Origin of the sequence: Enterococcus sp. AZ011 (assembly GCF_050548355.1) — a bacterium.
GTDB lineage: Bacteria > Bacillota > Bacilli > Lactobacillales > Enterococcaceae > Enterococcus > Enterococcus faecalis.
Genome location: NZ_CP172959.1, coordinates 299,262 through 316,735 on the forward strand (window position 1 = coordinate 299,262; position 17,474 = coordinate 316,735).

General features: G+C 38.3%; 16 protein-coding genes. 11 read left to right on the forward strand and 5 right to left on the reverse strand.

Features of this window, described 5'->3' with window-relative positions:
* Positions 1–178 precede the first annotated feature (178 nt).
* Genes IGL36_RS01535 through IGL36_RS01545 form a run of 3 tightly spaced genes read left to right on the forward strand, consistent with a single transcriptional unit; the run spans position 179 to position 4,396 of the window.
* Complete coding sequence (locus tag IGL36_RS01535) at positions 179–1,927, forward strand: PTS transporter subunit EIIC (protein WP_164973229.1); 1,749 nt, start codon at positions 179–181, stop codon at positions 1,925–1,927.
* Positions 1,918–3,951, forward strand: coding sequence for a BglG family transcription antiterminator (locus tag IGL36_RS01540; protein ID WP_002397548.1), 2,034 nt, complete (start codon positions 1,918–1,920; stop codon positions 3,949–3,951). Before IGL36_RS01535 ends, IGL36_RS01540 begins: the two co-directional genes overlap by 10 nt.
* A gap of 10 nt (positions 3,952–3,961) precedes the next feature.
* Entirely contained in the window at positions 3,962–4,396 is a 435-nt protein-coding gene (locus tag IGL36_RS01545; RefSeq protein WP_002358391.1) for a PTS sugar transporter subunit IIA, read from the forward strand.
* Between the two features lie 256 nt (positions 4,397–4,652).
* Here the strand turns inward: IGL36_RS01545 and IGL36_RS01550 are convergent, their stop codons facing one another.
* Positions 4,653–4,748 (reverse strand): type I toxin-antitoxin system Fst family toxin, encoded by a 96-nt coding sequence (locus tag IGL36_RS01550; protein WP_015543884.1) that lies wholly within the window; start codon positions 4,746–4,748, stop codon positions 4,653–4,655.
* Positions 4,749–4,993: 245 nt separating this feature from the next.
* On the opposite strand from IGL36_RS01550, the gene IGL36_RS01555 reads away from it, so the two are divergent.
* From IGL36_RS01555 to IGL36_RS01565, 3 genes are read left to right on the forward strand one after another with little or no spacing between them, the layout of a single operon-like run.
* Positions 4,994–6,766 (forward strand): PTS mannitol-specific transporter subunit IIBC, encoded by a 1,773-nt coding sequence (locus IGL36_RS01555; RefSeq protein WP_002405272.1) that lies wholly within the window; start codon positions 4,994–4,996, stop codon positions 6,764–6,766.
* Positions 6,767–6,780: 14 nt separating this feature from the next.
* Positions 6,781–7,218 carry a PTS sugar transporter subunit IIA gene (locus IGL36_RS01560; RefSeq protein ID WP_002355279.1) on the forward strand — a complete coding sequence of 146 codons (438 nt, stop codon included), beginning with the start codon at positions 6,781–6,783 and terminating at the stop codon, positions 7,216–7,218.
* Positions 7,219–7,232: 14 nt separating this feature from the next.
* Positions 7,233–8,387: a mannitol-1-phosphate 5-dehydrogenase gene (locus IGL36_RS01565; RefSeq protein ID WP_129238672.1), complete on the forward strand. Its 1,155-nt coding sequence runs from the start codon at positions 7,233–7,235 to the stop codon at positions 8,385–8,387.
* Positions 8,388–8,448: 61 nt separating this feature from the next.
* Here IGL36_RS01565 and IGL36_RS01570 read toward each other — a convergent pair whose 3' ends face one another.
* Together IGL36_RS01570 and IGL36_RS01575 are read right to left on the reverse strand one after the other, a co-directional pair.
* The gene (locus IGL36_RS01570) at positions 8,449–9,570 is read right to left on the reverse strand and encodes an NAD(P)/FAD-dependent oxidoreductase (RefSeq protein ID WP_047648971.1); all 1,122 of its coding nucleotides are present in this window, start codon (positions 9,568–9,570) and stop codon (positions 8,449–8,451) included.
* Positions 9,571–9,648: 78 nt separating this feature from the next.
* Positions 9,649–10,287 (reverse strand): NAD(P)H-binding protein, encoded by a 639-nt coding sequence (locus IGL36_RS01575; RefSeq protein ID WP_002397545.1) that lies wholly within the window; start codon positions 10,285–10,287, stop codon positions 9,649–9,651.
* Positions 10,288–10,607: 320 nt separating this feature from the next.
* On the opposite strand from IGL36_RS01575, the gene IGL36_RS01580 reads away from it, so the two are divergent.
* The 5 genes from IGL36_RS01580 to IGL36_RS01600 all read left to right on the forward strand — a co-directional run bounded on the left by IGL36_RS01580 (position 10,608) and on the right by IGL36_RS01600 (position 15,139).
* Positions 10,608–11,786 carry an efflux RND transporter periplasmic adaptor subunit gene (locus tag IGL36_RS01580; protein ID WP_002355284.1) on the forward strand — a complete coding sequence of 393 codons (1,179 nt, stop codon included), beginning with the start codon at positions 10,608–10,610 and terminating at the stop codon, positions 11,784–11,786.
* Positions 11,787–11,795: 9 nt separating this feature from the next.
* Positions 11,796–12,506, forward strand: coding sequence for an ABC transporter ATP-binding protein (locus IGL36_RS01585; protein ID WP_002383683.1), 711 nt, complete (start codon positions 11,796–11,798; stop codon positions 12,504–12,506).
* Positions 12,503–13,732: an ABC transporter permease gene (locus IGL36_RS01590; protein ID WP_002389717.1), complete on the forward strand. Its 1,230-nt coding sequence runs from the start codon at positions 12,503–12,505 to the stop codon at positions 13,730–13,732. Before IGL36_RS01585 ends, IGL36_RS01590 begins: the two co-directional genes overlap by 4 nt.
* A 133-nt stretch (positions 13,733–13,865) precedes the next feature.
* Complete coding sequence (locus IGL36_RS01595; RefSeq protein ID WP_010709202.1) at positions 13,866–14,021, forward strand: hypothetical protein; 156 nt, start codon at positions 13,866–13,868, stop codon at positions 14,019–14,021.
* A 26-nt stretch (positions 14,022–14,047) separates the two neighbouring features.
* A complete protein-coding gene (locus tag IGL36_RS01600) occupies positions 14,048–15,139 on the forward strand; it encodes a hypothetical protein (protein WP_225583259.1) in 1,092 nt (363 codons plus the stop codon).
* A 43-nt stretch (positions 15,140–15,182) separates the two neighbouring features.
* Here the strand turns inward: IGL36_RS01600 and IGL36_RS01605 are convergent, their stop codons facing one another.
* On the reverse strand, positions 15,183–15,887 hold the full coding sequence (locus IGL36_RS01605; RefSeq protein WP_002364955.1) for a DUF4811 domain-containing protein: 705 nt from the start codon (positions 15,885–15,887) through the stop codon (positions 15,183–15,185).
* Positions 15,887–17,404, reverse strand: a complete 1,518-nt coding sequence (locus tag IGL36_RS01610; protein WP_002385351.1) for an MDR family MFS transporter — start codon at positions 17,402–17,404, stop codon at positions 15,887–15,889. The genes IGL36_RS01605 and IGL36_RS01610 overlap by 1 nt, the downstream gene beginning before the upstream one ends.
* Between the last annotated feature and the right edge of the window lie 70 nt (positions 17,405–17,474).

Consider the following 17,474-nt stretch of genomic DNA (forward strand, 5'->3'; position numbering starts at 1 on the left):
GCCTCCAATCCGAAGAGTTTCTTTCTTTTAGTATAAAAGTTTTTTCTATTAATGTAAACGGATTCTCTTGTGAGGTGTATAAAAGAATTATTTTACAAAAATCTATACTATTTTTTTGTGAAATTTCATATAATAGAAGTATTCTAATTATCTACATAGAGAGCGAGGGACAAGGAATATGAAGGAAAAAGAAATGCATTCGCTCTTTTTTAAACATAAGTTTGTGAAAGTAACTCCCTATTTACGTCGTTTTGGTCATCGTTTGAGTGGGATGATTATGCCAAATTTGAGTATTTTTATTGCGTGGAGCTTATTGTCTTTGGTGGCTGGCTATACGACCGGGAATCTACGGCTAGCTCTTTCTGAAGTCGAAACGATAATGATTCGAGTTGTTTTACCGATTTTAATTGGTTTTACAGGCGGAAAAATGTTCGAGGAACAACGTGGCGGCGTTGTTGCTGCTATTGCGACAGTGGGCGTGATTGTTTCCACAGATGTTCCACAGTTGTTTGGTGCTATGTTTATTGGCCCTTTAGCAGGATATACTTTCGCCAAAATTGAACAAATTCTCTTACCGAAAGTTAAAGAAGGCTATGAGATGCTGACTAAAAACTTTTTAGCAGGAATTGTGGGAGGACTGCTTTGCTGTTTTGGTATTCTGGTTGTAGCTCCTGCTGTTGAAAGTGCTAGTTTTTGGCTGTATCAATTTTCTTCTTGGTTAATTGAAGCCAATCTTTTACCATTGGTTCACGTTTTCTTAGAGCCCTTAAAAGTGTTATTTTTTAATAATGCGATTAACCATGGTTTATTAACGCCTCTAGGTTTAGAAGGCGCTAGTCAAACAGGTCAGTCCATTTTATTTCTATTGGAAACAAATCCTGGACCAGGCGTTGGCGTTTTGGTTGCTTTTCTGCTGTTTGGGCCTGTAGGACAACGAAAAACAGCAGGAGGTGCCACCATGATTCAACTGATTGGGGGCATTCATGAAATTTATTTTCCGTTTGTTTTAATGGATCCGCGCTTATTTTTAGCAGTAATTGCTGGAGGAATAAGTGGTACGCTTGTTTTTCAAATATTTAATGTGGGGCTAAATGCTCCAGCTTCGCCAGGTTCATTGGTTGCGATTTTAGCCAATGCCCCGACTGATGCGAGGCTGGCGGTTTTTAGCGGAATTTTTGTTAGCTTTCTGTGCTCTTTTGCAATAGCAAGCTTGTTATTAAAACGTCAACGAGGAATTGAACCAGTTTCAATGATAAAGATGAAGGAGAAGGAGGAAGACCAAGTGGAAACAGTCACACCTAACTATCAGCAAATTTTATTTGTTTGTGATGCAGGAATGGGCTCAAGTGCCATGGGGGCTAGTTTGCTAAGCCGACAATTAAAAGCTGTGGACTTGGAGATACCTGTGACTTACCAGTCCGTTCATCAGATGAAGTGGCAGCCTAAGACATTAGTGGTCATTCAAGCAGAATTGAAACAGTTAGCACAAAAGTACGTCCCAGAAAAGGATATGGTGAGTGTTCAAAATTTTTTAGAAATTAAATCCTATTACCCGCAAGTTTTAGCCAAACTGACTGCTTCTTCTCAAGAGCAATCTTCACTTGGTTCAGAGTCTACTGAAACGAACTCGACAAAACAAATACAGAAGCTTGTTTTTTTATATGCCGAGAATGTTCGAGGATCGCAAACAATGGGAATGGAATTATTGCGGCAACAAGCAGCGAAACAAGGAGTCGCGATTGAAGTATCTAAAGAGCCACTGGAAACAGTCTTTTTTACCAAGGAGACAACCTACGTAGTGACTCGTGAACTGGCGCAAGCCTATCATTTAGATCTAACGCAACAAAATTTATACGTAGTTACTAGTTTTTTGAATAAGAAAGAGTATCAAGAATGGCTGGAAGGAGGAGCTGATAGATGTTTTTAACGACAAGAGAAACTGTACTATTAACGGAATTAGTGAATAGTCCTACCCCCGTTTCAGTAAACCGCATGATGAATTTGTTAAAGGTTAGCCGCCGGACGGTATATCGTGAATTAGAAAATTTAGAAACCTCGCTAGCATCGATGGGCGCGACGTTGGAAAAAGTAGCTCGTGGGCGCTTTTCGATTCAAGCAGATGAAGCAGCGATGACGGAAATTCAGGCTGCTATTTTAGGAGAAGAGACACAGGAACTTTCTACTTTGGCGCGGCAACATGCGATTTTATTGACATTACTTCAAACAAAAGAGCCAGTCTCTATGCATTATTTTCTGGAAACGTATTGTATTAGTAATACGACTTTTTATGCCGATATTAAACAATTAGAAACACGGATTGCTCGGATTCCGTTGACGATTTCTCGGAATCAAGGCTATGAAGTGACTGGTTCTGAAAAATATCGCCGTCTTCTAATGGCGAATATTCTAAGTATGGAAATTAATGAGTACCAATTTTTTCATTTTACCGAATTAACAACAAACGACCATTTTTTCTTTCAGTTTATTCATGCAGAACATTTAGCATTTGCACAAAAAATTGTTCAGCCAGAAGTAGAAACTTTATTTCCAGCATTAAGTGATCGCAAATTACAACATTTGATTTTAATGTTAACAATTGCGATGGATCGGGTCACTGCAGGTTTTTATTTAGCTGATGAGACCTATACTGGGCAGATGAATAAGGCCTTTCTAAATTGTTCTAAACGACTTTTTTCAAAAGTCGCTGCTGAAACAAAACAACTATACGCTGTCAGTGAGATTGTTTTTTTTGCTAGCTTATTAAGTGATTTTTCTAATTCTTTTGATGAAGATTTTTTTGATGAACATTTTGACACTCAGCTGGCTTATGCAGTGAAACAACTGATTGAAGCAGTAAGTCAAGAAACGGAAGTTAATTTTTTCGAAGATACCAATTTGTATAAAATGTTGTTGACGCATTTATCAGGTGTTTTTTCTCGGGCGGTTTTACAAGAAGAAGATTTAACGAATCCCATTTTAGAACGGATTATGAATCAATATCAAGAAATAGCTGCGGCTTTACGCCAAGCGTTGCCGCAAATTTTTCCGCAAAAGAATTTATCGGAAGAGGAAATTGCCTACATGGTACTTCATTTTGCCAATTCTTTAGAGCGGAGTCCCAAAATTATGGAAGTTGATATTGCTGGTTTTTCTCCTAGCGGTTTGGCTTCGACAAGTATGCTGGAAATGCGATTACGGCGCTACTTTCCTTTTATCAACCAGATTCATTTTTTTCGGATTGCGGATTTAGGTAAGGTGGATGTTGAGGAAAACTATGACTTAGTGATTTCCACTTCGTTATTACCAGGATACAATGGTAAATATAAATTGATCTCACCGTTACTTTTAGACGATGAAATCCGCCAATTGAAAGAAGAGTTTAAGCGGATCAGTCACGAAAAACGCTCGCTTAGGAAAGCGCCTGTGAAAAAAATAGGTGGCGAAGAAAGCTACGAAACGGTGGTCGCTTTCATGGAAGAAATTAGTAAACTATTAGAAACATTTTTCATAGCAGATTTAAATAATCAAGCGGATTTAGCAGAAACCGTTCAACAAGCTCTTGCGCAACTTTCCGCAGATTTAATCACCGATAGTGCAATCGTCTGTCAGCAATTGATGAAACGTTACGAGCAAGCGCCTATTGGGATTCCTCAGACGGAAATGGCCTTATTCCATACCTCAAGTACAGCAGTGACACAGCCTGTTTTTTGTATTTTTAATCTGGCCCAGCCACTTATGATTGAAGGTATGGATAAAAAGCCGATGCAGTTACAACGTATGTTACTCATGCTAGCGCCGATGCCGATTGATGAAACAATCGGGAAAATTTTAGGGAAAATCAGTGGTGCGATTATTATGAATGATTTAAATACAGAAATTTTTCATTCAGGAAATGAAGCCATTGTTTATCAGTTGCTTTCGTCATTATTAATTGAAGAAATGAAAGGCTAGGTGTTGAGAGATGTTTGAAATTACAGCGGAGCAAATAATGTTGAATCAATCGTATGCTAGTTGGGAGGAAGCACTTGCAGCTTCTGGTGAATTACTGCTAAAAAATCAGTTGGTCACGCCTGACTATGTCAAAGCAATGTATCAACGTCAACAAAAAGTCAGTGTGTATATCGGTAACTTTGTGGCATTGCCTCATGCGGAAGGACAAGATGAACAAGTTTTAAAAGAAGGGATTTGCTTTATTCAAGTGCCTGATGGGGTCAACTTTGGTACGGAAGCAGATCGAAAAATAGCTACTTTGTTATTTGTCGTTGCTCTAAAAAGTCAACGGCAACTAAGCATGCTTCAAGAATTAGCTTTTTTCTGTTCAGATCTCGAAAACATTCAGCGGCTCAGTGATTGTCGAACAATAGATGAAGCACAAAAAATTCTGGCTCAAGCCTAAAGCTACGTCTGAAAAAAATCAATTCATTCTGAAATGTTCAATAATTATTGAAATAATTTTATAATAAAAATTAAAATATTTTTATTTAAGAGATTAAACAAAAAAGATAAGAAGATTCCTTGACAAAAAATAGGCCCTATGATAAATTTAAGGTAACTTGTGACAAAGTCGTGCATGGATGCACTAAAAAGACACCCTATCAGTAGTAGGGTGTCTTTTTTTGCTGTTTAGACAGCAGCGGTTGAAAGCAACTTGTTTATTCCTCGTTCTGTTTTTCCAACCAAATGGTTACAAGTTTCAGGACAATCCCGACAAAAATAGGCACAAGAATTTTTGTGACAATCTCGTACATGTGATGCACCTCCTTTCGAGGCAAGTCGCCAATTTGAGTATAGCATAAAAAGTTGTTCATTTATTATTGAAATTATTAGAAATGGAATAAGCACGTGTTTTCTGGTTTTCGTAACTAGAGAACACGTGCTTTTTTCTTTCAACTTTTGGCACAATGGTTTGTGCCAAAGTACGACTTTTTCCAGATTCGGAAAGCGGATACAATTTAGTCAACAAGAAAAGTTACTTGAGAGAAGGGGAATAAACATGGAACAAGTACCAGAAAAAAATAAAGTATCAATTAAAGCAAAAGTCCAAAGACTTGGCAGTACCTTATCTAGCATGGTGATGCCCAATATCGGGGCGTTGATTGCGTGGGGCGTTTTGACAGCGCTATTTATCCCAGATGGATATCTGCCAAATAAAGCCTTTGCCACGATGGTTGGCCCAATGTTGACCTATTTAATTCCATTATTAATTGGCTACACTGGTGGGAAAGTAATTGCAGGTGATCGCGGTGCCGTAGTTGGCGCAATTGCGACAATGGGCGTGATTGTGGGAACCGATATTCCGATGATGCTAGGTGCCATGATTATGGGTCCACTTGGTGGCTTTACAATTAAGAAATTTGATCAGTATTTCCAACATCGGATTAAAGCTGGTTTTGAAATGTTAGTAAACAATTTTTCAGCTGGATTAATTGGTTTTGCGTTAGCTTTACTTGGTTTTTCAGCGATTGGCCCAATTGTCGATGCGCTGACTGCTGCAATGGCACGTGGTGTGGAAATCATTTTAAATGCTCATTTGATTCCATTAACGAGTATTTTTATTGAACCGGCAAAAGTGCTCTTTTTAAACAATGCGATTAATCATGGCATTTTAACACCCTTAGGGACAGAACAAGTCTTATCGGCTGGCAAATCAATTCTTTTCCTATTAGAAGCAAACCCTGGTCCTGGGTTAGGTGTCTTATTAGCATTTATGTTTTTTGGAAAAGGTGCGGCAAAATCTTCTGCGCCGGGAGCAATAATTATTCATTTCCTTGGTGGTATCCACGAAATTTACTTCCCATATGTAATGATGAAACCGTTATTATTCTTATCGGTTATTGCAGGTGGCGCGACAGGTAGTTTGGTTTTCCAAACGTTAGATGCTGGTTTACGTGCGCCCGCTTCCCCAGGCTCCATTATAGCTATTTTAGCAATGACACCAATGGGTTCTTACTTACCAGTTATTTTAGGTGTTTTGGCAGCAACTGCTGTTTCCTTTGCAGTATCCGCAGTCATTTTAAAAGCAGATGCGAAAGAAGAAAGTGATGAATTTGCCCAAAAAGTGAAAGAAACCCAAGCTGCTAAAGCAGCATCAAAAGGATTAACTGTCACAAATGGTAGTGCTTCATTGTCAGGAATTCAACAAATTATTTTTGCTTGTGATGCTGGGATGGGCTCTAGTGCAATGGGTGCGTCTATCTTACGGAAAAAGGTCCAAGAGGCTGGTTTAGTACAAACTGTGACGAATCGGGCTATTAATAATTTGACCGATGAGGGAAATACATTGATTGTCACACAAGCGGAATTGCAAGAACGGGCCAAACAGAAAGCACCTAATGCAACCTTTGTAGCAGTTGAAAATTTCTTGAACTCACCACGTTATGATGAAATTGTGGCTGAACTATCAGGTACCAAAGAAAAAAACGACGCACAACCAACAGCCTCCAAAGCAACACCTGCTTCTGAAATTGAGGGAGATTTAGCAAATGTCAATGAAATTCTTTTGGTTCACGATGACCGTGTCGGGTCAGCAACGATGGGAATGAAAGTCTTAGAAGAAATTTTAGATAAAGAGAAAATTTCAATGCCGATTCGAAAAATTAATATTAATGAATTAACTCAACAAACACAGGCTTTAATTGTCACAAAAGCTGAACTAACGGAACAAGCCCGTAAAAAAGCACCGAAAGCGACACACTTATCAGTAAAAAGTATGGTTAATCCCCAAAAATATGAAACAGTGGTTTCGCTCTTAAAAGAAAGTGCCTAGAGAGGAAGAAAACAATGGAAAATCTTACGAATATTTCAATTGAATTAAATCAACAGTTTAATACAAAAGAAGAAGCTATTCGCTTTTGCGGCGAAAAACTAGTCGAGGCAGGCTGTGTTGAGCCCGCTTATATCGAAGCAATGATTGAAAGAGACCAATTGCTATCTGTTTATATGGGGAATTTTATTGCCATTCCTCATGGAACAGAAGAAGCCAAAAAATTAGTGAAAAAATCAGGAATCTGTGTAGTGCAAGTCCCAGAGGGCGTTAATTTTGGCACCGAAGAAGATGAAAAAATTGCTACCGTATTATTTGGGATTGCCGGAGTCGGTGAAGAACATTTGCAATTAGTCCAACAAATTGCACTTTATTGTAGTGATATGGATAACGTAGTGCAACTTGCCGATGCATTAAGTAAAGAAGAAATAACAGAAAATTTAGCCATTGCTTAAAGGAGAGAATAAGAATGAACGCAGTACATTTTGGAGCAGGAAATATTGGACGCGGCTTTATCGGCGAAATTTTAGCTAAAAACGGGTTTCATATTACGTTTGTGGATGTTAATGAAACCATCATTCAAGCGTTAAAAGAACGTAAAAGTTATACAATTGAATTGGCCGATGCCTCACATCAACAAATTAACGTTGAAAATGTGACCGGATTAAATAACATGGCAGAACCAGAAAAAGTAGTAGAAGCAATTGCGGAAGCCGATTTAGTCACGACGGCGATTGGTCCCAATATTTTACCAAGAATTGCTGAATTAATTGCCCAAGGAATTGATGCACGTGCCGAAGCAAATTGTCAAAAGCCGCTGGATATTATCGCTTGTGAAAATATGATTGGTGGTTCAACCTTTTTAGCAGAAGAAGTGGCCAAATATTTGAAAAACCCAGCTTATGCTGAACAATGGATTGGTTTTCCTGATGCGGCGGTTGATCGGATTGTTCCATTACAAAAACATGAAGATCCACTTTTTGTTCAAGTTGAGCCTTTTTGTGAATGGGTCATTGATGATACCAACCGAAAAGCCAAAGAGATTCAGTTAGAAGGGGTTCATTACGTTGCTAATTTAGAGCCGTATATTGAACGAAAATTATTTAGTGTAAACACTGGCCATGCTACAGTTGCCTATACAGGGGCGTTGTTAGGCTATCAAACCATTGACGAAGCGATGCAGGACGCCTTAGTGGTAGCACAACTCAAATCAGTTTTGCAGGAAACTGGTAAACTTTTAGTGGCTAAATGGAATTTTGATGAACAAGAACATGCAGCCTATATTGAAAAAATTATTCAACGTTTCCAAAATAAATATATTTCAGATGCTATTACACGTGTAGCACGGACACCAATCAGAAAATTAGGTGCGCAAGAACGGTTTATTCGACCAATCCGTGAATTACAGGAACGCAATCTAGTGTCGCCGCATTTATTAGCAATGATTGGTATTGTCTTTAATTATCATGATCCAGAAGATGAACAAAGCCGTCAATTACAGGAAATGCTTGACCAAGAAAGTGTTGATACAGTGATCGCTGAAGTAACAGGCATTGAAGATCCAGAAACGGTTAAAAATATTAAACAAAACGTAGAACGCTATGCGCGACCACAAGTAGCATAATAACAAAATCCTTCTACCAAGATACTTCACATTTCTTAATTAAAGGGAAAAAAACAACCGCTCACTGATTAAAGTGAGGGTTTTTTTTTACATATTGACTAAGTGGTTTTTGATAAAGCTCTCCTTTGAAGGCACCTGTATTGAAGTATTCAGCTAATTGGTAACCAATGAATGGGCCAGTAGTGAGTCCTGATGAACCAAGTCCGCTAGCAACCACAAGGTGGGGCATTTCTGGCAAAGGACCAAAAAACGGAGCGAAATCAGATGTATAAGCACGTGTACCGACGCGGTAATGCATGGGTTGCTTAAAAAGCTGCTCTGCTTCTTTTAGAAATGGCGCAGTCCCAGAAGTTAGTTGTTGAAAAGCGCTAACAGTCTCTTCTAAATCCCAGGCTTGTTCATTTTCGTGGGTGGCACCTAATAAAATTTTTCCTTGATTAAAAGGAATTAAATCGGCTTCGCCATCTAACATAGCAACAGGCCATTGCTGACTGTTTGTAAAAGGGGTCTCGAAAACTAATAATTGTCCTTTTTGGGGACGAATGTCCACAGATAAATTTAAAGTAGCGAGTAATTCCTTTAAATGAGGACCAGGTGTTAAAGCGAGAAAATCAACGCTCTTTTTTTCTGAATTTGTGACAATTTCCCACCCTTGATTCAGTTGTCGAAAGTGCGCCCGTTGTGAGCAAAAAGTGACCCCTTTAGCTTCGGCGCGTTTCTGAAGATGGTTTAGATAAGCTGGTCCATCTAGGCGACCGCCGCCAGAAATAAAAAGTGAGGGAGTTTCCTTAAGTAGCGGTAAGAACTTCGCTGTTTGAACCGCTGACAACATCGTGATTTCTCCAATTTCGGGTGCAGTTTGCTTACGCTCTTCTGCCAAATGGGCTAAGTCTGCCAAAGCAGCTGCCGGACGCAAAATGACTGTCCCTGATTGACGATAAATATCCTCCGTCAGCTGAAAATCTTTGACTAGCTTTGGAAATAGGGCAGCGCCCTCTCGCGCTAATTGGTACCATTTCTTATTCCGACGTTTGGATAGCCAAGGGGAAATAATCCCAGCGCTCGCTTTAGTCGCTTGGCCGATCCCTTCATCATAAACGGTAATGTCAAATTTTTGTGGATCTAAATAATTAGCTAACGTCATTCCGATAATGCCGCCGCCAATAATGGCAATTTTTTTCATGCTTCTTCTCTCCTTCGAACAGTTGTATTGTAACACAAAAAAACCGCCTCTAGACAGAGACGATTGGGAGATAACTTGTTAACGGGTCCTTCTATGTGTGTAAATAGAATTGCCGCCTTCTAAAACGTGAACAATTTCTTGTGCCATTTCTGCCACAGGCACGGGATCATAGCCAATAAATAAGTTCTTTAAAAAGGGGATTTTCTTAAAAAAATAAATACATTTACTAAAAAGTATGGTGCCGGTACGTTCTTGACCTACGAGTAAACTAGGATAAAAAATCACTGCTTCGGCGACTTCTTGGTGGATTAGTTCCTCCGCTGCCAATTTGGCCTCCATATATTTTCTCAAAGGGAAAGGAACAGTATTGGCTGAAATAAATAAAAACTTAGCTGGCTTTTTTTGTTGTGCTAAAAAAGAGCTGATTTTTTTCACGGGCGTCAGAATTAGCCGTTGATAGGTTTTCTTTTTTCGTGGATTTTCAAATAAAATACCTACTGTATCAATGACCCAGTCAGCACGCTGGACTTGTTCTTGCCAATTCGTGTCACGAGTAACATCGGAGCATACCCACTGCACTTGGTGGCTCCAAGATGCGGAGAGCGTGGTAGGCTTTCCATGACGTGAAACACTGATGACTTGATGTTGGCGTTGGACTAAAATTTTCGCGATTTGTTGACCTAAAAAACCGCTACCGCCAAAAATAATGACTTTCATGGCAAGCCCTCACTTTCAATTGTTTCTTCTAGTGTACCTTAAATAAAAAAAGAAGCAAAAAATCTCGATTGCGCATAGTTTAGTTATAAATAACATAAAAATAACCTTTTTAGATTGTTGAAACACAAAGACCCAACAATGGTTATTTATTGTCGTGAAATAAATAAAAAAATGAACAAAAATGAAATAAATCAGACTAAAGGCCTAGAGAAATGCCCTTGTTTCTTGAATTCAAGCATGGTTAAATAGTTATAAGTGAACGACCGAGCAATTTAGTTTGTTGGGGAAAATAGACAGAATGAGGAGATGAAACGAAGAAAATGAAGAAGAAAACGATAATTATATTGGGGGCAGTTGCGGTAATTGCGGTTGGGGGCATCGTAACTGTGAATGCGTTAAATAAAAATGCACAACAAGTAGCTGTCAAGCAAGCGCCTAAAGATGACTGGGGAATTGACTATTTTGACGTTCCCGACTTGCAACAAATTTATATTAACGGTGTCATCCAACCGGAACAAATGGAAGCCTTTGCGCGTGATCAAAAAATAACAAAGGATCCAGAGATTAAGGTGAAAAACGGCGATGTCGTAGATGCAGGCACAGAATTATTTACTTATGAAGATGAGGCGGTAACAAAAGAAATTGAGGCACAACAAAATAGCTTAGCCAAATTAGAAACGAAGCGGGCGAATATCTATAATAAGTGGAATCGGGCCATTGATAAATTTAATAAAACTAAAGAAGAAGACCGCACGATGTCTGGTGATGATTTAAATGAACAATATCAAACAGAAGTCGATGCGGTAGATGAAGAGATTACCTTTACCAATGAAACCTTAGCGGATTTAGGAGCGAAGCAATATATTTCCACAAAGGCTAATTTCAAAGGTCGCGTATCAATTCCAGAAGTAAAAGATGCCAATTCACCGATTTTACGGTTAACTTCAGAAGATCTTTATTTAGCTGGAAAAGTGAATGAAAAGGACTTGACTAAAATTAGTGTTGGGCAAAAAGCTAAACTAACTTCTGTTTCCAACAATGTGGTTGTGGATGGCTCAATTTCTTACATCGATGATAATCCTCCTGAAGGCAACAGCGATGCCGCGAGTGGCAATCCAGAGGGCGGCACGACGATGTCTAGTTATAGCGTCAAAATTGCGTTGGCCAATTTAGACAAAGTCAAAAATGGCTATCATATGCAAGCAACCATTGATTTAGGCGATTTAGGGGCGATTGAGTTACCGAAAAAAGCAATTCAAAAAGAGGGTGAACAGGCCTACGTTTTAGTGAATGATTTTGGAACCATCATTCGTCGTGATGTCCAAGTCGGGCAAGAAAATGGCGACAAAATGGCGATTGAATCTGGCTTAGAATCAGCCGACCGAGTGGTTATTTCTTCAAAAAAACCAGTAAAAGTCGGTGATATTGTGGAATCAGATGCAGCGATTGCTTCTGATGAATCAGCAACCAACGAATCAATGACAGATGCGTCGAAATAGGAGGGCTTGATGGTGGAAGCAAACAATACAAATCAACCCCTCATTGAATTGCGGGACATTAACAAGTTCTATCCGGTAGGTAAGGAAAAACTACATGTTTTAAAAGAATTGAACTTGACCATCCATCAAGGAGAGTTCATTTTAATCATGGGGAAGTCCGGCAGCGGTAAGACAACGCTGATGAACATTATTGGTTTCTTGGATCGCTTAACAGACGGAAGCTATCATTTCTCAGGAACAGATGTTTCAAAATTGTCTGAAAATAAAAAATCAGCCTTTCGCAATGAATATCTAGGGTTTATTTTTCAACAATTTTTCTTGATTAATTCCTTAAATGTTAGTCAAAATGTTCAATTGCCCTGTGTTTATGAAGGGAAAAAAAGCCGTGCTGAGAAAAAAGCGATTGCTGAAAAATACCTAAAAATTGTCGGTTTGGAAACAAAAGCCAAATCAAAAGTTACTGAACTTTCTGGAGGACAGCAACAAAGAGTAGCCATTGCTCGTTCCTTGGTGAATGATCCATTATTGATTATGGCTGATGAACCGACTGGGGCATTGGATAGTGAAACGGGTACAGAAATCATGGAATTATTGAAAGAATTGAATGAACAGGGCAAAACAATTGTCATGGTGACACATGATGAAGATATGAAAAAATATGCCTCACGAGTGATTCATATGAAAGATGGTCGCTTTTTGGAAGAAGAGGTGATTAGATGATTGCTAATTTATTTGTTAGTACTTTTTTAAGCTTAAAGGCGCATAAGTTGCGGGTATTTTTAACGATGGTCGGGATTATTATTGGGATTACATCAGTCGTAACGATTTCTGCGCTAGGTGAAGGGATGAAGCGTCAAGTTGTGAAGGCATCCAGTGCAGTGAACGCGGATGTTTTGAAGATTCATTATACAATGTCGGATGGTAGCAGTGACAATTTTATGTCCTATGAAGAGCCAGATTATACGTTTAGCCGAGTGGACTTGAAAAAATTACAAGACATTCAAGGAATTGAAAGTATTTATCCTCAATATGGTGAATCAATGATGGGGGGCGGAGACAATTTGTTTGTACCAATGGATTATTTTGGGGCGCAAGCGAATTTATCCATTACGTCGACTAAAGGGCAGAATGATATTTTATATGGTCGTGATTTTCAACCGAGCGATGCAAATACAGATGCGATTGTCTTAAATCATGATATCTTTGAAACGCAAATTCGGCTTGATGATCCTAGCCAACTCATTGGAAAAGCTGTTTCAATTGGTGGTTATATGTACAAGGTGATTGGTATTTTAGCACCAAAAGATTTAGATAGTTTGGGTATGAACGATGATTGGGCAACTGCTATGAGTAGTTTTGTTTCTCGAGAATCATACAATAAATTAGCGAAAACAAAAGCAATTAGTGGCATCAATATTAAGGTTCGTGAGGGAGCGGACCGTGAAGCAATTTTAGGACAGGCAATCACTATTTTAAGTGAAAATCATCCTGAAGTGAAAGGAACGTTTAAAGAAAATGACCAAGACCAACAACTCCAACAACAAATGGAAGAAATGGTCACGGGTATGACAATGTTTCTGATGGCAATTACTGCAATCTCCCTATTAGTCGGGGGAATTGGCGTCATGAACATCATGTATGTGTCTGTCACGGAACGGAAACGAGAAATCGGGATTCGTCGGGCCATTGGTGCTAAACCACGAGTCATTTTATTCCAATTTTTAATGGAAGCAGCGTTTATCACATTGATTGGTGGTTTGATTGGTGTCGGCTGCGGCTATTTATTGGCAACTGTGGTCGGTGGGTATATTTCGATTACGCCAATTATTACGCCGTCCATCTTTGCTATTTCAACATTAGTTTCGGTCTTCACAGGTATCTTTTTCGGGATTATTCCAGCAATTGGTGCCTCGAGGATGGATCCGATTAAAGCGATTTATAATTAAAAAGATATATTTTTGGTTTTTTCTAAACAGTTCAAATAATCTGAAATTAGATTGTTTGTTAAAAGATTGAATGATATGCTTTTGTTGTGCATGGTCACAATGGAAGCATATTGTTTTAATAGGAGGAGAGAAAATGAAAAAAACGGTTAGACTGTTGTTGGTTGGTTATGTAGAATGGACTGTAGAAGAAAGGTATCAAAGCTGTCTAGGGAATAATATAGTGAGTATAAGACAATTGTTTAAAAAAGTTCAGGCGCCAATTACATATAGAAATACAACGAAAATATGAAAAAAATAGTAGTAGGATTTCTTAGTTTGATTAGTATTGGAATAATGTTATTTGTTGTAAAAGACAAATTGATAGAAGAAAAAAAGCAATCTTTTGTTGTGCAAGAAGAAACAGATTTTTATGTATTATCAACCCAAGCGATTTATTCATTCATGTTTTCTGAAAATGACATCAAAAAACATAAGCGAAGTCGTGTGGATCTACCAGAGATTGTCCCAACAGGGTTTTCAAAAGGAAGATTACAATCCCATTATTTACTATTTTCAACAGGTGATCTTTTGAGCAGCACTAAGGATGAATTTATAGTGAGTGTTGATTTTTTAAAAGGAGAACTTTTGAAAAGAAAGACAGAAAAATATCCTTATACTGGTACTGGTTATAGCTCCAACTATTTTTATACTGTTCAAGCAGAGCGTTTATATTCTTTCGATACTGAAGGGAATCCAGTTAGTTCATACATGTTTAATGAATCTACAACACCAGTTACGCAATTTTCAGGAACACAAAATAAGCTATATGTCGTCGCTAGTCAGGAAGCCAAAGAAAAACAACTTTATGAGAATACGTTGTTCATTTTTAAAGAAGGGGAAAATTTGACATTAACAGACGAAATATTTTTAGATACAAACCCAGAGTATGTTTATGGTTTTACTTCTTCTGTGATTGTAAATAATCAAATTTACTTGCCGATAACGGCTCATAGAAACCGAGTAAGTTATGAAAATGTGCCAGATAATCGAATTATGCAAATGGGTTTAGATGCTAAAAATCAACGTTTTATTCAATTGACAGAGAATTTTCCTAACCTAATTTACAAAAGTAGAACGTCCGAATATTTGATTATTGATCACGAGCCAAATGCATTAGGGAAAGTGGGGCTGTCAATTGTTAATCTTGCTACGGAAGAAAGTTATTTTTTAAATATTAATGGACAGTTAAAGACGGAAGAATTAGAAGAAGCTATGATCTATAGTGTAAATACAACGAAAGATAATCAGTTGTTGGTTTTAGCTGGTCAGACGCTTCTCAGATATGATTTAGTGACAGGAAATTTGCTTTCGGAAACAAAAGTTCTTGAAAAAGAAGAACAAGGTATTTATATTTGGGTTAATCATTAAAAAAGAAGGACCGCCTGATAAGTTTCTCAGGCAGTCCTTCTTTTTATTTCATATCACTAAGAATTTTCTGAATCAATTCTTGTTGAAACTCTTTGGTATATTGTTCGGTGAGTTTTGCTTGTTCTTCTTGGGACATTGATGGATTCGCCATCATAGCGGCCATCATTTTTTTGCCAACTGTTTCAGTCCCTTCTTTTTTGATATCAGCGGCATGTTGTTCCATATATTCGCCTAATTTTTTGGCTTGATCAGCACTTAAAACTAGCCAGTCACTAGCAACGTTGAAGGTGTTTTCTTGTTTTGCAAATTGGTTATCGTTGTCAGCAAGGCCAAATAGTGTTTTGGCCCAAGACTCTTGATAGGACCATTTCGTCGTTTTTTGGACTAATGTGGCTTTTTGAGCATCTTTTTGAACCGTGTTTGTGACGTTTTCCGTTCCTGTTTTTTGTAGTTTCTTTTTATCTGGTGTGTTATATAAATAAACTTTTTCGGAACCATCGCCCAACGGCTGGTACAATAACATGTTGGGGCCATCTTTGCTTGAACTACTGCTTTTTAGTTCAAACGTTTTGTCCTGAGTAACTTCGGTCATACCAAAATGATCTTTATCGTTTAAAACGATAAGACTTAACGAAGCTAAGAACCCTAAACCAAAAATAACCATACAGCATTTATGCCAAACTTTTCGGCCAAATACATTTGTGTAGGCAAAGCCTAACACGCAAAGGATTAAAAGGAAAATAATCATTATTTCATTGCACCTACTTCCTTAACAGGCATCGCTTCTTTTTTATTTAAGAAGAAAGTAATCGCCAAGCCGAGAACGCCAAAGATTGTTGCCACGAAGAAGGCTGCGTGATAACCGTTTAGTGTTGCGTTTGTTGCTTGGTCGCGATAAGTGAGTGGGGCTGTTTTTAATAAGTCCGATGCAGGTAAGCCGTCTTTGGTAACATTTGTTAAAACACTAATCAAAACAGCTGTTCCAATTGAGCTGGCTACTTGTCGGAAGGTGTTGTTTACAGCAGTTCCGTGACTTAATAAATTCATTGGTAAAGCATTCATGCCAGAAGTTGTCACAGGCATCATGACCATCGAAATACCAAACATCCGAATCGCATATAGGACAATGATATAAATAATAGGTGTTGCTTTTGTTAAGAAAGCAAACGGTAACGTTGCAGCTGTTAAAATAAACATCCCAGTAATCGCAAGACGACGGGCACCAATTTTATCAAAAATGCGACCAGTTACTGGCATCATAAGTCCCATGACTAACGCTCCTGGTAAAAGCATTAACCCTGAATGGAAGGCAGATTCGCCACGAATATTTTGGATATACAAAGGTAAAACCATTTCGGCACCAATCATTGCCATGTTGGTTACGCCAGATAAAATGGCTGCAACAGTAAAGACTTTTGATTTAAAAACGCGTAGTTCTAAGAAAGGTTGTTCTAAATGCAATTGTCGATATGTAAAAAGACATAAAACAATCGCACCAACAATTAAGAATCCATAGACTTGCGGGCTACCCCAACCTTTATCACCAACGCTTGAGAAACCGTAAAGTAAGCTACCAAAGCCGAGAGTAGAAAGAATGACCGATAAGACATCGATACTTGGATTAGATAATTGGATGACATTTTTCATTAAAAATGAAGCTAAAATTAGGACTAAAACGACAATTGGAATGACCATCCCAAAAAGGTCACGCCATGTATAAGAATCAATAATCCACCCAGATAATGTTGGACCTAAAGCGGGTGCTAATCCGATAACAATTCCCGTTGTGCCCATGGCAGCGCCACGTTTTTCAGGCGGGAAAATTGAAAGCATAATTGTTTGTAAAAGAGGCATAGATACGCCGACCCCTGCGGCTTGAACAAGACGTCCAGTCAATAACATGCCGAAGTCTTGCGCTACAAAACAGATGATGGTTCCGATTAAGAACGTTGACATCGCTGTTATGTATAATTTTTTTGAACTAAATTTGTTAATCAACCAAGCACTGATGGGAATCATAATGCCGTTCACAAGTAGGAATCCAGTGGTTAGCCACTGTACACTTGAAGCTGAGATATCAAATTCTTTCATTAATGTAGGTAAGGCCGTCGTTAAAAGTGTTTGGTTTAAAATCGTACAAAATGTTCCGATTAGTAAAACGCCGACTAGTAACGACCGGTTATAAGGTTTTCCGTGAATATCCACAGGTTGTTGTGAAGTCACATATATCGCTCCTTTTTCTGTAAGTTTCAAATTAAATTGCATTAACTACTTTACAACTAATTAGAATCTTTGTCAACTTACTTGACAAAGGTGTAAAAAAAACTACAATTAA